Raw genomic sequence first — 19,269 nt, 5'->3', positions numbered from 1 at the left:
CCTTTTCTTTATTCATAATAGAGAAACTGTTTATTTTGTAGTGGTTCTATGTTACAGGCTATGAAGGCAGTAAAGAATAGACAATTTTTGGCAATTTTGCTTGAATTACAGGAGAATAATACGGAGACATTTTTGGTTGAAAGAGCACTAGTTGTTCGTACAAGTATATTGAAGATCATTTTTGGCCAGGTCAATGTGAAGAGAAGGTGGTTAACTTCTTCTCTTCATAACACAATACGCAAAGATTACTGTGCAGCATGAAACCGCAAACGTTCCGGTCGTCATTGCTATGATCTGGATGGATGGGGTGTTGGTGAACAGGTCTTTCTTGAGCCCAAAGGCAAAAAAACCAACGACCAAAAGGAAGAGGTAAAGTATGACGATGTACCCCAGTGGATAGACAATATGAGATATGATCCAATCAGTCAAGCTTCCTTCTGTGGTTATGGTTTGTGTTGCAGCGATCCTGACATATGGTGGGTTATAACTTGCAGTTGTTGCTGTCGGTGTGGAGATAGTTTTTTGTGCGTGCTCAGTCTGGGTGATAGGTGAGGCCCATACCTGTTTAGTTGAATTGTGCATAGCATCCCTGAACGCATCAACAAAGCCTTGAATAGTGGGGAAGCGTTCTTTTGGTTCTTTCGCGAGCGCTTTGAAGATTACCTGTTCAACTTCTGCTGATAGTGTCGGAATTTGTCCTTTCAAAGATGAAGGTGGTGTAAACATATGCTGTGTGCAAACTTCTGTGGGTGAACCTTGAAACGGTGTTGTACCGCTGATCCATTCATAAATCATAATACCTAGAGCATATTGATCGCTGGCAAAGCACGGTTTTCCTTGTAACTGCTCTGGTGCCATATAAGCAACAGTCCCAATAGCCTCTTTTGTGCTTTGCTGGGTAGTCGCTTGAATAAGCGCGATACCAAAATCGCTCAAGAGTAGATCGTTGTTTGCAGTAAGTAAGATATTATCAGGTTTGATATCACGATGAACCAGTTTGTGATCGTGCGCATACTGAATTGCCGCGCCAAGTTGCGTAACGTAAGCGAGAATAGTTTCTAGTGTTAATTGTGATCCTCTAGGATGAAGTTGCCGAAGCGTACCATTTGAAGCGTATTCCATCGCTAAATAGGGGATATTTTCAGCTACTCCAAATTCTAGCACGCGCACAATATGTGGATGATTGAGCTGAGAAATAAGTTGCGCTTCATGATGGAAATTTTGTATTGCAAGTGTATCTGCCAACTGTGCATGTAATAATTTAATGGCCGCCTGTTTCCGAAGGAAAAGATGCTCTCCTAGATGAACCTCCGCATAACCACCACGCCCAATCATCTGATGGATTTTGTAGTTGCCTATCTGTTGACCAATACTATTTTGCATTCTCTCAAATCCTCTCCTTGTTTTTCTTATAGTAATCATATTTGGAGTGAATATGCAAGACCTAGCGATCTTTTCATACATTTTTATTTGAGAAAAGAATGAACTTTCTATGAGAGAGTACGCTGTTTGTTGAGGATCGCTGATTGAACATGCTAGAGGACATGGCTGATCGCGTTGATAGTTGATGCCTATATCCCTAATTATGGGTTTCTTGGATTAAAAGCCAGGCACGTAGTGAGATGACATTAACACGAACACAACGCCCGAGGTGAATGGTCGGGAGACCTTGTTTGATTAGCGTATAGACATGTGCACGAGAAATATGTAGTTGTTGTGCTACATCGGGAATAGTGAGGAGCATAGCCGCTTCTGGACGTTTCTCAGAACTTTTTTTCGTCGATGCCTGATAAGAATAAAAATGTGACATAAAGGCAGTGTCCGCTTTCATCTGGCGCAACCATTTATTCTGGTGCTTAATCAATGCTATAAGACTAACATGATTCTGTTGAGGAAACGTTCACCATGATGAAGTTAACAGTGTTTTATTTTTCAATCATCAATTTGCCAATCGAATAGAGTTGATGTGAAGTGTTTGTGTTGTGGGCATTATTTTGAAAGAATGTGAGCCTGATTTTGCCGCATACTGCAGCAAAATTTGGCGCAGCCTCTGATCGACAGGGTAATGACCAGAAAATCAACAGCTTAGAGAGATACAGGAAGGATTTATTATACTTTTATGGTATGGTAGTTATGTTTGATATCTACATTGACTAAGAATGGATTCTGCTTATGACATTTGGTATGCCATCCTATGAGGGATTCATCCCTTTCCGGGGATACCGTATCTGGTATTGCATTGTTGGAGATTTGTCATTAACCTCAGTAGATAGTTTTCCGGTGCTTGCTTTGCATGGCGGACCAGGTATTCCACATGAAAGCCTTCAACCCCTTGAACAATTAGCGCTCTCTGGCCGCGCGGTCATTTTTTATGATCAACTTGGCTGTGGAAACTCTGATCGCCCTGATGATCTCTCATTATGGGACGTACCCTGCTTCCTGGAAGAAATCGCTATGCTACGAAAAACGTTATACCTTGAACGTGTCCATTTGTTTGGACACTCGTGGGGAGGAATGTTAGCTCTGGAACACGCTTTGAAGGAGCAAAAAAGCCTGGCAAGCCTGATGCTGGCCAGCGTACCTGCTCATGTTCCTGCTATGTTTGCTGAGCAGCAACGCATCTGGGAGCAGTTACCCTCTGATATTCTGGCGCTCTTGAGCGTAGAGGGAGAGAAAAAAGCCGCTACACATCAACAAGCGTTAGCTTATTTTGAGACACATTTCTATTGTCGTTGTGATCCATGGCCAGACTATCTGCTGCAAGCCCGCACTCCTGAGAAAAGGAATACACAATTAAATCAACATATGTGGAATAATGTGCTATACGATTGGGATATCATTCCCCGTTTACATATGATTACGTTGCCCACATTGATTACAGCGGGATATCATGATGGGATTGCTGGTGGACAAGATGCACTTCTGAGTGAGCATATCAAATCATCTCAACATATTATTTTTTCTGAATGCTCACACTATGCTCATGCCGAGCAAACAGAACTCTATCTTGAAGCGCTTCAAAAATTCATGCGACAGAGCGAGATGAATTGATATCCATGAGCCTGCGCCCAGATGTTGATCCCTTGCCAGGGACGCTCACATGCTGCTTGCAACTGTTGCGTATCATGTCAGTCTCCTGTGAGAATCACCGGGCCCAGTTCGCGAAACCCATCGATCATTAACGCGTGCGGTATGTTCAAGGATGGTCTATTTACCATAGAAATCCACTTCTGCCGTACGCCATTCATCGTGATGCTTATTGCTGTTTTTGATGGATTGCTGGAATAATGAAATTCGCAATAATATCACGTTGCTTTTTTTCATTGAGATGTGCTTCATTCGTTGATGCAATTACAACGACTATATCGAGATCGGGAATAACTGCAATTATTTGCCCACCTATGCCACTGGCAAAAAAGAGATCGTGTTCGTCATGCTGGGTAGTCCACCAGAGATATCCATACGGCTCGTTCACGGGTGGCCCACCCATCGTATGTTGTTGAGTTGAGCGCTTGATAAATTTTGTTGGAAGTAGTTGGTTTTGCTCCCATAATCCGTTTTTGAGGTAGAGATAGCCAAACTTTGCCATATCACGAGGACGTAAGCGCATGCCGCCGCCGCCTCGGTAGTATCCTTCCGGGTCTTGCATCCAGAAAAAACCAGATTTTTCATCTGTTGAGATGCCTAACGGCTGAAAGAGCATCTGGCGTGCAAACTCCAAAGTACTTCTTCCCGTTACCTTTGTAAGAATGATTGATATGAGATGGATACCGAGAGCGTTATATTGGAAGTGTTGCCCGGGTTCAAAGGCCATCGGCAATGAGAAGGCAAAGGCTGCCCAGTCTCCTTCCCCTTGTTCCCATCTCACCACATTATGTTGCCATTCCTCATAGGAAAAACCACTGGTCATGGTCATTAGGTGGTGTAATGTTACCTGTTTCATACGAGCATCCATCTCTGGTGTAACGAATTCCGGAAAAAAATCGATAAGAGGTTGCTCTAGACTGTGAAGGTAACCCTCTTGTAGCGCCACTCCGACAAGAGCCGAAATGATACTTTTTGTTGCTGACGCAATACGGTGATAGTCTGATAATTGCTGACCGCGATAATATTTCTCAAAAGCGAGGTGTCCATGACGGACAATAAGGATTGCCCGAAATCGTGTTTCCTCCCGTTCTGCGTAGCGATCCAAGGCTGCTAAGATATGTTGATTCATTCCAAGTTCTTGTGGTGGTAATGCAGGAAAGCCGTGTGTTGGCCAAATCGTCTTCCAATGATTTATGCTCATGAATGTTCCTTTTCATAGATATTATTCTCAGATAGTTATGACGAATGGCATTTTTTTGGATGAAGATTCCTCTGATTCCTTTCTCGATATAGTATAGTGCCTGACAAATCATTATTTTGGGGCTGTACCTTTTAAAGTCAATTGATACTTTTCTTAGGGGAGGGTCAGCTTGATCATATGATTGATGATAGGTAAAGCTTTGTAAAAGAAATTTCATACATGTGGTGGATCTTCTTCTACAAGATGTGCTTCAAAGCTTTTACTATAAAATGAGAGGCCTCCTCTTCACGGTCGATGACACGGTATCGAAGCGTTTCCCATTGGTCATTGTGAAGTGAGCGAATAGCAAGTGGAAGCGTAAGATAACCTCCTGCCTCAAGTCGGAGTTGCTGAACACCATCGAATACCAGACGGAGGCGGCGATGATCATCACTGACTCCAGTGCTAAGCCAGAGTTCTAATGACAACACATATTCACTGCTGTAGGTATCAGTCCATCTTTCCTGTTGTCGGAGATTAAATCGATCCAACACGTCAAAAAATGTAGGATGAAGAGACAGGTAGTGATCAAGTGCTTTATCGCCGTGTTCCATTGTCGATTGTCCTTTATGGTGCTTTTCTTTTGCCTGCTAGCGTATCAATTATAGCCAATGAATAGCTCATTCTCTATAACATAAGCCATGGTATGGGGAGCGATAATGCTCATAAGTCCTTGTGGAATAGCAGGAAGTTTTACTTCAAAGGTTATATGCCCCTGAGGAGCGTAACACTGGTATCCTTCTTGATTCCGGACAAAAATGAAACCATCACGATCGACGATTGGTTGCTCTACAAATGTGAGATTACCACTCCGGTGGATGTCACATCCCCATATTTCCCTTCCGTCTTTCGTTAATCGCGCAAGGCGTTGCTTTGAGAGTGCTATCCAGCCACCATCAATGTACTCTGCAAATGTGGCCCATTGTTTGTATTCGCCGATCTGTTCTCCATCTGACCTAAAAAATGCTGAAAATCCATCAGCTGATCCTATGGCAGCGATGTGTTCATTGTTAATTGTGGGCAGTTTATCGGCCCTTTTGATCTGAGTCGTCCATTGTGTTTTGCCATCCAGGCTCACACGACAGAATCCAGTGCCAGCGTACCCTGCAATAGCTAGCGAATTGTCAGGATAGACTGCCGGTGTGACGACATCTAAGCCGTAGACGCCAATCTCATGCCATAGGTTCTGTTTAAACACATAAACATCACCCGCGACAGCAGAGAGTACTGGCAGGCCGTTATACGTCAGATTCGGCGAAAACCCCGAATCATCAGGAGCAGCGATTGTGGCTAGAACATCTCCCGTTTTATCAGAGGCAAGCCAATTTTCTTTCCTATGAATGTCTCCAAATTTGTCAACGATGAGCAGAGCATCAGGAAGAACCATCAGCGTTTCTCCTGTTTGCAATGCGGTCGGGAGCGAATAATGGAATCTATAATCTTCTGGAACAAGGCCAGCAAGATCCAATTGCCACAAGATTGTGCCGTCCAGACTGACTGCTGAAAGCATGCCCATATGGCATACGCGAAGTGTCTCATCTGGCATCACAATAACGCCGCTGATAGATTCTTTATCACGGGAATGATGTGAGTGATGTGAAGACAATAAGATTTTCTGCCATGTTGGAGTTGTATGTGGGCCGAGAATAGGTAGTAACGAACTATTCGCTTGATCGCCTCCGAAACGAGGCCAAATCGTTTGTGCTAAATTAAACACAGTCTTTTTTGCTTTCTCAGAGGGGAGAAAGTACCATTTTATTCATGAACGAAGGTAGATAAAGAAGGTAGGTCCGCGGGAGAATATACCATACACTATTATAATAGTCAAATAGAGAGTTGTATCATGAGTATGTAATTTTCAGATAATTTTTAACCATAAAAGGTATCTTGATCTGATGGGAATCGTGATTGCAGATTGCTCTCAGACGTCATATAGCTTCCAATAACATATTATTATTGAGAAAACTTAATAATACGATTTTTTTATAACTTCAACGAGATTGCAGGCATATTGTCTTCCGATTGCTAGCGTTATCTATAGTCGCTATATGCTCTCGACAAGGACGGGAGCGGCATTTATACTCATAGTGTTGTTGTGTGGTTTGGGTTCTTGTTGCAAGAACCGCCATGGTAATTCTGTCCTGTTTATCAGGAGTGGGTGAGACCATGTTTCGCATTCTTTGGTGTGTAAAGGATGGTAGGTTGGTCTCTATGGCTGTGAGTTGCTCCAGCAATCGACCAAAACAGTAATGGCCCTGTAGCGCGTCTGGGTTATGTGATTCTTTTCCCTTTGAAGTGAAAGATGGCGCTGTTTTTTCGCAGAACGTGGGGATATAAACAGCAATGGCAAGAAAATGAGCGTCTCGGAGTGCCTCATCACTTGTAGCACAAGCAAAAGCTTCGCAACGTAAGTCTTAACATGGATATTCTCTTCCTATAGTTTGTTTGAATTAAAGGACAGTTTACTTATGGGCAATCGCCGTGGCATTATCTTTGAGGCGATCACGCGTCTGGATGGGATGATGATGGCTGGCGAGAGTCGTTTTCTAGCCAAATCGGCGGCTCGCCAGGCTGGAGAGACGTTTTGGACGTTCTCGACCCAGACTATTCACTCGCATCGTACCCGGCAGGCGTATCAGCAACATGTGCTCCATTTTATTAACTGGGCACGTGATAGCCATGCGATCAATCGCTTGCCGTACCTGGATGAGCAGGCTGAAGCACTGGTTGCTCAGTATTTGATGGAACGAATCGCGGCCCAGAAGAGTCCATATACAATCCAGGCGGAACGAGCGGCTTTACGTCTCTTTTTCCAGCAGCGTGATCTGGCTGAAACGGTACACATCCCTCCAAGGCGGCGGGAGGATATCCAGCGATCTCGTGTGGAAACCAGACAAGATCGGCATTTTCAACCTGCACATTGGCAGGACACGATCGCTTTTCTCCGCGCCTGTGGACTTCGCCGCGAGGAAGCCACGGCACTCTTTGTGCGCGAAGTGTATTGGCGAAACCAGGAGCGCCTGGTTGTCTATGTGCGTAACGGAAAAGGAGGCCAATCCCGTGAAGTATGGGTGCTTCCAGGCCATGAGCAGGCCGTCTGGTCATTGGTTGCTGGACGCCGACAAGACGACCATGTTTTTTCGCATCTCCCCAAGAATATGGATATCCACAGCTATCGACGTGAATATGCCCAGTCCCTCTACCTCTATCTTGCTCCCGGCTATCAACTGCCACCATCAACAGGTCGGCTGAAGCGCGACGCATATGATCGCCATGCCGCCATGACCGTCTCTGAACAATTGGGCCATCACCGTATCGATGTCGTGCTACGTCATTACTTACGGTAAGGTTTATCCATGATTTATTTGATTATTTGCCCAATTGGAAGACGAGTTTGGCCTCACAAGTACAGGCCCATTCAATCTGAGTTTGGATCTGTCCAACATAGGTTAGTCATATTAGTAGTCAGGTGTCGCAATGAGCGTTACGCTTCTATTTTTTTCTGCCCACATATTGACGTTTCTTCAACCTCTTCAAAAATGGTTGCATGCAGAAAATGATGAGGATGAAAATTTCTAGCATAGTGAATTATATACTCTTCATTCGCATACCGATTTTTCGTTCCATATGCGTTGGCCTGAAGATATTGATGTTCTTTGTCAGTTACTATTGGCAGAAGGATTAAATGTTCCTCATACCTGTTCAAGTTTACTTACTAAGGAGGTATGGTCGGATGAGGAATCAGTTTGGGTGGATCTTATCTCCCCGATGTTTCCGTTAGCCATAGCAACTCTCAGTGATGATGTGATGCATCATATTATTGAGCATTGGACCCAACATTTGACTTCGGAGGATTCTACGAACCATCTCTATTACCAGGATGTGCACAAAAATGTTTCAAGAGCTCTTTGGGATCTTAGGACAGTATCTCAAGACATACTTCGATATGGTAAGAATATGCTTTTACTGAGAATATGGTAATTTCTTGAAGAGATTTTTTCACTTTTGTGATTGACAATATGAAAAAATCTCTCTCGCCTTTTACTGGCTCTATGTGCTTCCTACCTGGCTGAAGCCAGTTTATATATATGTGTAAATGATGCTATTTGCCTATGACGTTTTGCATTGTGCTTCTGGTTTTTGCATGCAACAAGCAGACAGTATCTTGTTTTCTTCAGTTGATGATGATATATCAGTAGTAATAGCTTTTTCTTTTATTCCTTATCCAGCTTCTACCATAGGTTTGGTGTTTGGGGAATAGTAGGATGGTCTCTACGCCAGTGAGTTCCTCCTGGGATCGACCGAGCCGGATCTGCTCTCTTGCTATCGCTTCTAGAAGGTGATGCAAGGCATGATTAAAGGATGACCCACTTTGCCTGTGAGTTGCTCCAGGGACGGGTGTTGTGTGTATTGTCTGTATATGATTTCCAGATGACAATGCTGGATGATGAGTAATGATAGAAAGGAGGATTTCGTCCGCAGGAAGAGCCTATTGGGTTTCTTCTGCCTTTCTATTGTTGTGTTTACAAGAAGGAAGGTGAACCCAATGACTCTGCAACGATTTCCTACTCTTCATGATTATGCTGAACGCGCGGCGTCCTTTGAGCGCCAATTGCAGTCTTTGGAGCGGCGGCGCGATACTATTCTGGCTCAGATTGAGCAGTGTAAAAGTCCTGCTCATCAGCTCGTATCTCTGTTGGCTCCGTTGTATCGTCGGAGCATGATCTTTGAGGTGCGGCAGTTGCGGAAGGAATGTGAGCGTGTCGAGTTCCAGATGCAGGATCTCAAAGCTGAATATGAAGCCTGGAAGGCGGAACAAAAGCAGCGTGCTTCGGAACTTGAAGAAAATACACGGCTCTATGAGCTGGAGACGCTGATTCAGCGTGAATATCGCTGGTTGGCAGTGCATGATGATCAGGCTGAGTTACGAAAGAAGCAGGCTGTGCTCGAAAAGGTGCGTGAACAGAAGCGCCTGCAAGAAGAAGCGCAAACGCTTCAACGTGAACAGAAAGCACTGCAACAACAGCTCAGCGAGGTACGTGAAAAGCTCGGCACAAATCGTCAGCAGCGGGATGCTCTTGATGATAGCCACCATACCACGCGTTTCCACGCGACTGATACACAGACGGCAGACATAGACGAAGCCATCTTAAAGGTGTCGATGTTCTCCAAATAAATAGTATTTTTCAAACAGCAGGTTCCCAACAGGATCTGCTGTTTCTCTTTACCCTCCTCTATCCCACAAACATCGTCTTTTCTTACTTCCCCTGGAGGTTGTATGCGACCTTTATGCCTGATCCGGGGACCACCTTGCTGGCCTCTGGACATTCAGATATGCCCTTGATTTTCCCCAAAAAAAAGAAAGCCACTTCTAGTTTGGAATCTGGTGTGGCTTCCGTAGCAAGGAGTTATCTCCTTATGGCTTGTAGCGTAACATATCCTGCTCGCTTTGTCGAGCTTTTATTCTGTCATGCCATGGCCTCAGGAGATCATTCTTGTCCCTTTTCTCATGTGTGTTTGTGAGGAGATATCACGCTGATGGATATCTCTCCTGAATAGAAATGGTAATCTCATGACTACATTGACTCTTGCCTCTATCGAAGGCGGTTTACAGCAACCTTTTGCTCCTCACGATGTGAAGTATCTGCCCAAATCGCCGAAGAAAAAAGAATCTGGCGAATGGGTGTGCCTGGCGTTGCCTTATGCGGATAAACGCGCCTATGAGGATCGTTTGAATGATCTGGCCTTTGGTTTCTGGAGCACGCCGTATAATCCGCCTTACGCTATCGGCAATAAGCTCGTGATACCCGTCACGGTCACGGTTTGCGATATCGAGCATACCGACTATGGCGAATCGTTTTTGAGTAGTTTGTCGCGCAAAGGCGAACTACATGATTCTGAAAATAGTGCGACGGTCGCTTATTCACAAGGATTCCGCCGCGCATGCGCACAGTTCCGCCTGGGGCGCTACTTGTATACCTTGCCAAAGGTCTGGGTTCCTTACGATCCAACAAGCCGCACGATTGCTTTGACGGCGGAGCAGACATATCAATTGACCATGCGGTTGTATCGAAAGGCTGGCATCTCTCTGCCGGATCCTCAACAAGATCAGCCAGGCCAGGGACATCGTCCATCACGGCAACTGGTTTTGCCGGAACGTGCCACGTCACAAGTGGCTCCCGCATCCATGAACGCTACAATCCTGGAATCGGCTCCGAATTCTGTGGCTCCCACACCATCATCACCGCAAACATCCGGGTCCACCTCTCTGGATCCTCAAGAAGCGGTGGCTCCGGTTCCCATGACATCAGAGCCCGTGGCTCCCAGTGGGGGTGTGAGTCTCACGGAGCACAAAGTCCACTGGCTAGAGCAGCAATTGAAGCACAATGGAGAGCGTATTCAACGCATTTGTGAGCAATACAGCGTGTCCACGTTCGCCGAACTCTCTGACGCTCAATTTGAGCATCTGGCCAACCGGATTTTCGCTGCCCAGAAGCGGGCGGAACAGAAAAAGAGCGAGCTGGCTCCCAGTAGACATGTCGCGACTGCATCTATATCTGATGCCGTTCAACAATCTTAGCCGAGAAAGGATTCCTTCCCATGTTTGCACCAGCTATTTCCCAACGCTCTAAACCTTCATTCACGCCCTTACTGATTGGTACTGTTCCGGTGCGTCCTTTTAGTCCTGATGGTTTCGTTGGCACGATCGAACAAGATGGTCAGGTGGTGAATGTAACGGCGATCGCGTTTGATGCAGGACAGGTTGTGCTTATGAGTCTGGTCGGACGTGATACCAGTGTGAGTGCGGTTCTGGCACAGATTTGGAAAAAGAAAGAGGCGGTGTTCCGCCATGCCGAGACGGTTCCCTGGCCACAGGAGGAGCAGTCATTTACGCGACTGGAGACGGAACGCTACAAAGAAATCGCGACCCGGCTTCCTGGTCTGAAACTGGCTCATGCGCTAACCATCCCGTTGAGCGCCCATATCGCTCAGGGTATTCTCCAGGCTCCTCCAATGGACAAGCATCCTCAGCGTCAGAAGCAGTCGATCCCGGTGGTGACGCCGCGCTATGTGCTAGGGAATTTACAGGAAGAGACGCCTCATGCCTTGAGTTTTCTCGGACATTTACGGGCGATGCGGGTGGTGTTGCTCTATCGAGATGATACCCATCCCGAACGGATCCAGTTGTGGGCTAGTGCCTTATGGCACCATGGGCTTAAACATCAACTGATAGAAGTAATGCCAGCATTGGGGGTACGCGTCTGGAAGATCCATCCGGATGTTCACCAATGGAATACGCTGATTGCCCAGGGGTCCTCGAAGGCTGGCTCCCCTGGTCCCGTGACTGATCCCTGGCTGATGTATTGTAACGTTCCTTTATCCACCCCGCTTGCTTTTCTAGCAAGCGGGGTTTTCTTTTGGCGCGCGAGCGTCTAGGAGATCTCTACTATGGCTCACGGAACCCTGGAAAACCTTTCGCATTCTTCATTTGTACGCACACCTGCGAGTATCAGTGAACGTATCTATCGTCATCTTTTATCCTTCCCTGCTGCTCCATCGGGAGCCACCCCTGCTGGTTCCCTGGTGACCGTGCTGGATCCAGCAGCAGGTGAAGGTGATCTTTTATTACCGTTGTTGGATCTGGATCTGAACTGCCGTATTGGCTGTACTGGCATCGAGATTAGTGCTGAACGTGCCGCGACGGCTCGCGCACGCTTGGCTCCTCTCCTCCCAACACTGCTTCCCAGCGCGATTGAAGGAGTAAAGCTTCCAGCCAGGAGTATCAGTCTGGCGGTCCTGAATCCTCCGTACTTTTTCGTGAACGGACGCCGTGCTGAGTATCGCTTTGTGACTCGAACGACCGAGGCTCTTGTGGATAATGGTATTCTGGTCGCTATTTTACCCGCGCGCTCTGCCTGGGATCACAAGATGGTGACGTATTGGAACCGCTGGTTTGATGCGGTACGCGTCTGGAAGGTACCGTCGCTGGAGGAAGGCGAAACAGAGAGTCCTTTTGAGAAATATACCCAGCTTGTGGTGGTTGGTCGGAAACGGGCAGCCGAGTGTGACCTGGATGATGCACGCATTCAGGATTTGCTCGCTTACCGCTGGCGCAAAGATCCCAAACACAACGATGAAGAATATTGGGCGGGTCAGGTAGCTCCGCCAACCCTTCCTGCGATCCCGATCGATGATCCCTATATGGTTCCCACCGTTTCGTCGGCTCCCTATTTTGAGATCCAGAATGCTGATGAGGCGTTGATCCTGGAAACATTGATGGGAACCACCGAGCAGCCCGGATCCGGAGCCTATCTCTCGGCAGAATGGGCCCAGGCTACCACCTGGCAAGAGGAGACGTTGTTGGAGCGTCCCGCGATGCCCTATACTGGTGTCGCCCATGTCGCTGCCGAGATTATGACCGGGATGCTTGGAGGCGAGGTGATTGATCTGGATGGCACTCCGTATCTCTTAACGGCATTTGTCGGATCTGAATGGTCAAAGATGACGCTGGATGCGGATACCAGGGAGAATTTACGCAATAAAGGTGTCATCAAAGCGTCGGCCCGGCAGTTGCAGGATTATCCAGTGCTGGGTGTGCTGGATCTCTCAAAAGGGCAGACGCGCTATTATGAGGGCAACGCCGTCTTTGATTTCCTCTCACCCTGGATTTCCACGCTGGCATCTTACGCCCAGCAGAAGCGGCCACCTCTATATCAATTGGATCCCGAAGATTGGGAACTGCGCGTGCTGACCCAGTTCGGAATCGATAAACAACTTCCCCAGGCTCCCTTTCCTGGACTGGCTCCCGCGCAGATGCATCGTGTCTGTGCCATGGGCGCACCCTTGATGAGCGCGGACTGGTGGCCATTCAAGGTGAACCTGGAACCGGCAAGACCAGACTTTCGGTCGCAACAGCAGCCAGACAGGCGTATGCGTGGCAGCAGCATCGGACCATGAATGGTTATACACAGCCGCAATGGATGCGCCAGCTTCGCCGCACCTGGCTCAAGAATCCCCGGACCCGCGCCATGTTACATCTGGAGCCAGTCTATGGGGAACGCTTGCCACAGAATGCTCACGGGGAAGCGCAGATTCGTGAGGATAAGAGCACCAGGCAGATTGTGGCGTATCGCCGGATTGATTCAGGCGAGTTGGTGCTTCCAGAACAGGCGGGTCCACTCTCGCTGCCCGTGCTGGTGACGACGCCCAAAAAAGTGACGAAGGAATTTGCCCGGGAGATCAATGCAGCCTGGCCACAAGCGGAGACCATTATGGTGCAGCGGTATGATGATATCACGTACTGGCTCCAGCGTTGCGCGGTCAGTGAGGCTCCCGCCGTCATTGCCATCTGTTCCCACTCGCAATCGCAGCCACGTGGATCCGGCCGGAGTTGGGAGCCAGCGATGCTAGAAAAGCACAGCACGGAACATCATCTGGTGACGGAGCCAGCGGCCGAACTTCTACCTGAACTAGAGGGAATCCTGGATCCACATGACCAGTTGATTGGGTACCGCTCACGTGCCACCGGGGAGCCATTGATGGAAGCGCGCACAAAAACGCACTATCGGTGTCCGGACTGTTTTGGCCTGATCCTTGGCATTCCCGATCGTCTGCAACCAGCAAAAACGGATCAGCGTGATGATGGTTCTGAGCTGTTACAGCAGGAAGATGAGGAGGAGAATGAGAGTCTGAAGAGCGTGGTGACGAGTCGAGGCTGGTTTGAGAAAAAGCCTCGGTGGTGTACCTGCGTTCATACACGGAATGCAGAACGAACGCGCCAGCATCAAAAAAGTCTGCGCACACCCCTCTGGACCCAAGCGCGTGTGCAGACAACGCAGCAGAAATATCCATCGATCTCTTATCGAGAATGGACACAGGTCATCGATACCGTGATCCAGCCACCACTGCGCAAACGCGTGTCTGTGGATCATGTGGAAACTGCGCAAAAAGATCCTTGTCAGGTGCTGTCCGCTCGGCAAGCCACTCGTATCACCCGCACCTCGGAAGGGATGGCAACCATCCAGGTGCATCATGCTGCCGATCCATTATCTGTTGATTACTATGATCAGATTGCGCCACCGCCAGACAGCTTTGGGGTCTATGAATATCTGATCCGTTTCTTCGAGGGATGTGTGGCCCTGTCTATTGTCGATGAGAGCCATAATGGGCGTGCGCAAAACTCGGATATCGCTCGGGCCTTACATCGGGTGATGCGTGCGGCACAATCGCACATGCTTACCAGTGGAACTCATTATGGAGGCGATGTAGCCAGCTTCTACTTCTACTGGTATCGCTTCAATCCCCGCTTCTGGAAACGTCTGGGCCTGACCTGGTGTCAAGGCCGGTGTAATCACGAGCCGATTGAGAATTGGCCGCCCTAGTGAAACGAACTCCAAAGAACAACATTCCATGAGCGCCGGCGAACAAATGCCGACCAAACTGCGCCAGAATCAAGTGATCCCAACGCCGGCGCACAAACGCCGCTTACCGAACGCCGGTAGATTTGCCGCCGGTGGCGCTGAGAGCCACTTCCGGTGAGGCTGAGAGGCTCGTACGCTCGGTCTGACGCTCCTTCATGCGATAACTGCGCCCATTAATGGGGATAACCTCAGCATGGTGAAGCAGCCTGTCGAGCAGTGCTGTGGCAAGCACTTCATCCCCCAGGAGAGCGCCCCATTGAGCAAAGCTCGTGTTGGAGGTCAGGATGATCGAGCCATGCTCATAGCGTGCCGTCACCAACTCAAAGAAGTGGTGCGCCTGCTCCTGTGACAGCTTGGTGTAGCCGACTTCGTCGATGACCAGCAGACTGGGCGCGATATAGCGCCGCAGACGCTGCCGCATGAGGCCAGGATGCGATGCACTTTCCAGGGCCTGTGCGAGCTCAGCCAGGGTCGTAAACAACACGGAATGCCCTGCTGCGAGCGCTCGATCCGCCAACGCCAAGCTCAAGTGTGTTTTGCCTGTCCCCGGAGGGCCGAGGAAGACTACATTGGTACAGGTTCGCACAAACGAGAGATCCGCCAGTTCCCGCAGTCGCCGTTCGGAAAGGGTCGGCTGAAAGGAGAAATCGAACCCATCCAAGGTCTTTTTTCCAGGAATGCGCGCCGCTTTGAGCCGCCGAGCGATGGCCTTCTGCTCACGTCCATCTAACTCCGCAGCCAGAGCTCGTTCCAGCAACATCTCATAGGTCCACTGCTCGTGCCGGGCCGCATTTAGGACGTGTGGCAGTGCTGCTTCCAAGTGCGTTAAGTTCAGTTGTTTGTATACTCCTTTCTTCATGCGACCACCTCCTGCATGGTCACGACTCCACAATACTGATCATACTCCTGGAGGGGACGGCTTTCGACGTCCGGGGCAGGCTGCAAATGGCCTAAGGGCGTGGGCGCACGGCGGGTAGCTGAGACGGAGGCGACGGTCTTCCACTGGTCCGCGTGCGGCACGCTCTCTTGCGAGCGCGGTCGCTTCTCGATAGCAAACACCTGAGTGCCAGCCGACCAGACGGTGAGCAAGCCCTTGCGCTCACGTACCTGGACCTGTTTGCCTGCCAGTTGCAGCGTCCCTGGCAGCCCATACAGCACGCCATCGTAGGAGACGTAGCCATCCCAGGTGACTTTGCGCTCTTCGGTGGCGAAGCGTTCCCAAGCAAAGTCTTGGGGCAAGGGCAGCAGCTTCTCTTCGGCAAGGCGATCCACGGGCCGTGCATGGGTCGTGCGATGCACACGGGAGTTGATACGCTCGCACCACGCATGCGCCTGGCGATTGAGATCATCCAGATCGGTAAAGGTGACCCCACCCCATAAACTCTTCTTGACATGGCTGACTGTACGCTCGACTTTGCCCTTCGTTTGTGGTGTGTACGGCTTGCAGACGCGTGCGCCAACTCCAATGGAAACCATGAAATCGGCAAAGCGGGGATTCCACCGCGGCTTGTTCTCCTCCATTTCTAAGAGGACGCTCTTCATGCGATCCGTCAGCGCAACCTTCGTTAAGCCACCAAAGTACTCAAATGCCTCCATTAAGCAGCGGATGAGCGTGGGTGTGTCGCAACGCTTCACAAAGGTCACAAAGCGCATGCGTGAATAGCCAAGGATAGCCGTAAATCCATAAAATTTACGCATCTGACCCTCATGCTCGTATACAAACTCGCCCCAATCGAATTGAACCTGCTCTCCTGGATTGGTTTCGTATCGTTGTACGGGCGCGTGGCCAGCCACTGCAGCCCGCAGCGGCTGCACGTATTCCTTGAGGATACTGATCCTGCCGGTGTAGCCCATCTTCTGTAACCGCTCGAAGATCACCTCGCAATTGGTGCAATGGTCTTCCATGACCCACTTCTTGATCTGTTCTTTAAATGGATCAAGCTTGGAGGGACGCACCGGACGCGGTTTCGGGATCACCGCCTCGGGATGTTTCAAGTATTTGCGTACCGTTGTGCGTGAGATCTCCAACTCCTGAGCAATTTCCTGTACATTCTTCCCCTGTGTGTAAAGATCGTGTATTGTTAGCACTGTCTGACTCCTAAGCATGGTCGGTCTCCTGAGAATATTGTTGTGTTTATATCCTCAGTCTACCGCCTTCTTGGGGGTCGGTCAATTCTTCACCGGCTCGAGTATACACCGTCCTTAATACTGGAAGCAGGTGTCGGAGGCACTCCACCGTTACGGGGTGATACAGATGTGGGTTAAGGAATATGAAGCGGACGCCAGGCGTGGCAGCGGTAAATCCAATGTCCAGGTCTCTACCGTACCTGCTCCAGGCCTTTCCGCCAAATTACTCCCCTCTTTGCTGGAAGATCTCTGTTTTCTGACTGTGCTGGATGTCGGAGCATTTATGCCTGCGAAAGTAGAGATCCCAGAGATTGTCTCGATGCAAGATCCGCAGGTGGATGAAAAGGCGCGGCAAGCAGAAGAGATCCTGGTTGCACCGCGCAAGGCTCTGGCCGCTCTACAGCAAGAAAAACAGCGACTTTTCGATGCCGTACGTGATGGCGTGACCGATCGTGAGGCTTTGCAGGAGTGGAGTCGACAAGAGGAGCAGGCCCAACTGGCCCTGGTCCAAGCACAAGAAGAGAGCGCGCAACTGAAAGCCTGGGTACACGAGCATGATTTGCTTGGAGCCTATCTGGGCGTGGTGAAGTCGCTGGCCGATCGAGCCCAAAAAGGCAATCCAGCAGCCCGTATGGCTCAGGGCACAATTCCGCGCTGGTTTGCAGTTTTACCCTGCGAGAAACCATATGAACTCTGGCAAACCAAACGGTCCATCTGGGGGATGCCCAGGAAAAACAATACCTGCTCAAAACGCCCCAATTAGCCTGGGAGTATGTCTATCCTCTGGAAAAGCGCCTGCTTGAAGTCGTCCAGAAAGAACGTGCGGAGGGCCGCCGTCTGATGTTATACATCGACCAGAATCAGGAACGCTCCACCGCTCGTCGCCTGGAATGGGTATTACAACAAGCTGGCGTCAAAAGTTGGACCTTACCCAACACCGTCAAACCGGAAGATCGGCAACAGCGTATCATCGAGGCCATGAGTATGGCTTCTGAAGGTGGCGCACCTGTGAGTGTAGCCATTGTTCCATATTCTCGGGTCAACGAAGGCATCAACCTCCAGAGTGTGGTCGACACCATCATCTGGGTGGAAATGGCCTTGAACCTGTTCATGCTTGAGCAGGCATCCAGGAGAGCCTGGCGATTAGGCAAACGCGAAGAAGTGCGTATCTACTATCTGGCCTATGCCGGGACCGTCGGACATCAAAAGATGCGCAAACTTGGAGCTCAAAGTGGGGCCGCTGCTGCATTCGCCGGAGAACCAGCCCGAGGAGCCCTCATTGAAGAAGCCGGCGCTGACGAGACCACGCTTGCCCGCTTCTCCGCAACTGTTGAGGCAGAACTCCTCATTGACGAGGATGCATCCTCCTCATCGCTCTTCTCCCTACTCAGCAACGATGATGCCAGCGAACTGACCCAGGCCTTTGCGCGTCGCGCTAACGAAGAATCCCAGGCACTCAAGCACGGCCGCACCTGGTTTGGAGCCAGCGATATGCTCCCTGACCGCTTGCCTGTTTTCTATAGTTCAACGCATCCAGATGTCTGGGCCAAGTCACCAACTAAAACACCTGTCCAGCGTCTCGAGCGTCACTCCATCTTGCCACCACGCAGAGATACCAGACTTAGTACCTCGGAGCCATCGCAAGAACGGCCACCTCTAGCAGAGGGGATCTTACCTTCTAGCGAGTTGCCCGCTCACGATGATCACATCCACCAGCCTGAAACATCACAGGAAGAGATCGTTTCGCCCATGGCATTAATACCTGTAGCTTCATCTAATAAAGCGCCCGTGGTGAATTCGATAGCGCCTACCTTGCTCTTTGGCAATATTGACCACATCGCGCTGGCGCGTCAATGTTCTACTAGCAAAAAGAAAAAAGCTACCACCCGGAATCCGAAAAGCAAAATCCAGGTTCACGTTCGCGACATTCCCGTCATCACACCATCAGAGGAGGTCCAGCCAACCATGAAGCCACCCCATAGTCATGCATCTCAGAAAAAGAGCAAGCAGGTTTCAACCGCGCCGTCACTCTGGGATTATGTCGATACGCAGGTCCCAGAACACATATCAGACCACCAAAACCCAGAGCATACAAACCCTGCAGTATCTTCAAAACCCACCATACGCTATGCCATCTGGCAAATAGATCTACTAGGAACCCTGGCCATACGCTACTTTGTCGACGACCACACTCCCATCGAGAAACGCCACACAGGCTTCCATCGACAAGAAGAAGCCCTTGCTTTCCTACAGCAAGCCAGACCCGATCGAAACTATCAGGCCATCACCTTCCAACTGTTCAGCCATGAACTGGCCGAACGAGCAAAGAACGAGTGCCTGGTTTAAGATTGTACAATGAATCACGCAGGGACTCTTCAAAAGAAGGGTCTCTGT

Annotated in this window: 16 protein-coding genes; 9 read left to right on the top strand and 7 right to left on the bottom strand. The window is 49.4% G+C overall.

Going from position 1 to position 19,269, the window contains the following annotated elements; translation table 11 throughout:
- Positions 1 to 210 precede the first annotated feature (210 nt).
- Both EL645_RS33075 and EL645_RS33070 read right to left on the bottom strand, forming a co-directional pair.
- A complete protein-coding gene (locus tag EL645_RS33075; protein WP_161977898.1) occupies positions 211 to 1,383 on the bottom strand; it encodes a serine/threonine protein kinase in 1,173 nt (390 codons plus the stop codon).
- 196 nt (positions 1,384 to 1,579) lie between these two features.
- Positions 1,580 to 1,831 carry a helix-turn-helix domain-containing protein gene (locus EL645_RS33070; protein WP_218032166.1) on the bottom strand — a complete coding sequence of 84 codons (252 nt, stop codon included), beginning with the start codon at positions 1,829 to 1,831 and terminating at the stop codon, positions 1,580 to 1,582.
- Between the two features lie 341 nt (positions 1,832 to 2,172).
- Here EL645_RS33070 and EL645_RS33065 point away from each other — a divergent pair, with 341 nt between their 5' ends.
- Positions 2,173 to 3,051, top strand: coding sequence for a proline iminopeptidase-family hydrolase (locus EL645_RS33065; protein ID WP_126556726.1), 879 nt, complete (start codon positions 2,173 to 2,175; stop codon positions 3,049 to 3,051).
- A 205-nt stretch (positions 3,052 to 3,256) separates the two neighbouring features.
- Here the strand turns inward: EL645_RS33065 and EL645_RS33060 are convergent, their stop codons facing one another.
- From EL645_RS33060 to EL645_RS33050, 3 genes are all read right to left on the bottom strand, one after another.
- Positions 3,257 to 4,288 (bottom strand): serine hydrolase domain-containing protein, encoded by a 1,032-nt coding sequence (locus EL645_RS33060; RefSeq protein ID WP_126556725.1) that lies wholly within the window; start codon positions 4,286 to 4,288, stop codon positions 3,257 to 3,259.
- 236 nt (positions 4,289 to 4,524) lie between these two features.
- Entirely contained in the window at positions 4,525 to 4,881 is a 357-nt protein-coding gene (locus tag EL645_RS33055; RefSeq protein WP_126556724.1) for a PIM8 family immunity protein, read from the bottom strand.
- 44 nt (positions 4,882 to 4,925) lie between these two features.
- Positions 4,926 to 6,044: a hypothetical protein gene (locus tag EL645_RS33050; RefSeq protein WP_126556723.1), complete on the bottom strand. Its 1,119-nt coding sequence runs from the start codon at positions 6,042 to 6,044 to the stop codon at positions 4,926 to 4,928.
- Between the two features lie 751 nt (positions 6,045 to 6,795).
- Here EL645_RS33050 and EL645_RS33045 point away from each other — a divergent pair.
- From EL645_RS33045 to EL645_RS33020, 6 genes are all read left to right on the top strand, one after another.
- On the top strand, positions 6,796 to 7,674 hold the full coding sequence (locus EL645_RS33045; RefSeq protein WP_126556722.1) for a site-specific integrase: 879 nt from the start codon (positions 6,796 to 6,798) through the stop codon (positions 7,672 to 7,674).
- A 1,199-nt stretch (positions 7,675 to 8,873) separates the two neighbouring features.
- On the top strand, positions 8,874 to 9,503 hold the full coding sequence (locus tag EL645_RS33040) for a hypothetical protein (protein ID WP_126556721.1): 630 nt from the start codon (positions 8,874 to 8,876) through the stop codon (positions 9,501 to 9,503).
- Between the two features lie 396 nt (positions 9,504 to 9,899).
- Positions 9,900 to 10,907: a hypothetical protein gene (locus EL645_RS33035; RefSeq protein ID WP_126556720.1), complete on the top strand. Its 1,008-nt coding sequence runs from the start codon at positions 9,900 to 9,902 to the stop codon at positions 10,905 to 10,907.
- Between the two features lie 20 nt (positions 10,908 to 10,927).
- Entirely contained in the window at positions 10,928 to 11,764 is an 837-nt protein-coding gene (locus EL645_RS33030) for a hypothetical protein (protein WP_126556719.1), read from the top strand.
- Between the two features lie 12 nt (positions 11,765 to 11,776).
- Positions 11,777 to 13,285, top strand: coding sequence for a DUF6094 domain-containing protein (locus EL645_RS33025; protein WP_126556718.1), 1,509 nt, complete (start codon positions 11,777 to 11,779; stop codon positions 13,283 to 13,285).
- Positions 13,189 to 14,709, top strand: a complete 1,521-nt coding sequence (locus EL645_RS33020; RefSeq protein ID WP_126556717.1) for a hypothetical protein — start codon at positions 13,189 to 13,191, stop codon at positions 14,707 to 14,709. The genes EL645_RS33025 and EL645_RS33020 overlap by 97 nt, the downstream gene beginning before the upstream one ends.
- A 103-nt stretch (positions 14,710 to 14,812) precedes the next feature.
- Here the strand turns inward: EL645_RS33020 and istB are convergent, their stop codons facing one another.
- The gene (gene istB, locus EL645_RS33015; RefSeq protein ID WP_126548762.1) at positions 14,813 to 15,607 is read right to left on the bottom strand and encodes an IS21-like element helper ATPase IstB; all 795 of its coding nucleotides are present in this window, start codon (positions 15,605 to 15,607) and stop codon (positions 14,813 to 14,815) included.
- Positions 15,604 to 16,854 (bottom strand): IS21 family transposase, encoded by a 1,251-nt coding sequence (gene istA / locus EL645_RS33010; RefSeq protein ID WP_126548761.1) that lies wholly within the window; start codon positions 16,852 to 16,854, stop codon positions 15,604 to 15,606. The genes istB and istA overlap by 4 nt, the downstream gene beginning before the upstream one ends.
- Positions 16,855 to 17,002: 148 nt before the next feature.
- On the opposite strand from istA, the gene EL645_RS33005 reads away from it, so the two are divergent.
- Positions 17,003 to 17,638: a hypothetical protein gene (locus tag EL645_RS33005; protein ID WP_126556716.1), complete on the top strand. Its 636-nt coding sequence runs from the start codon at positions 17,003 to 17,005 to the stop codon at positions 17,636 to 17,638.
- Between the two features lie 77 nt (positions 17,639 to 17,715).
- A complete protein-coding gene (locus EL645_RS33000; RefSeq protein ID WP_126556715.1) occupies positions 17,716 to 19,221 on the top strand; it encodes a P-loop NTPase family protein in 1,506 nt (501 codons plus the stop codon).
- The last annotated feature ends 48 nt before the right edge of the window (positions 19,222 to 19,269 follow it).

Source organism: Dictyobacter kobayashii (assembly GCF_003967555.1).
GTDB lineage: Bacteria > Chloroflexota > Ktedonobacteria > Ktedonobacterales > Ktedonobacteraceae > Dictyobacter > Dictyobacter kobayashii.
The sequence above is the reverse complement of the archived record's forward strand: the minus strand, read 5'-3'. Positions and strand labels throughout refer to the sequence as shown.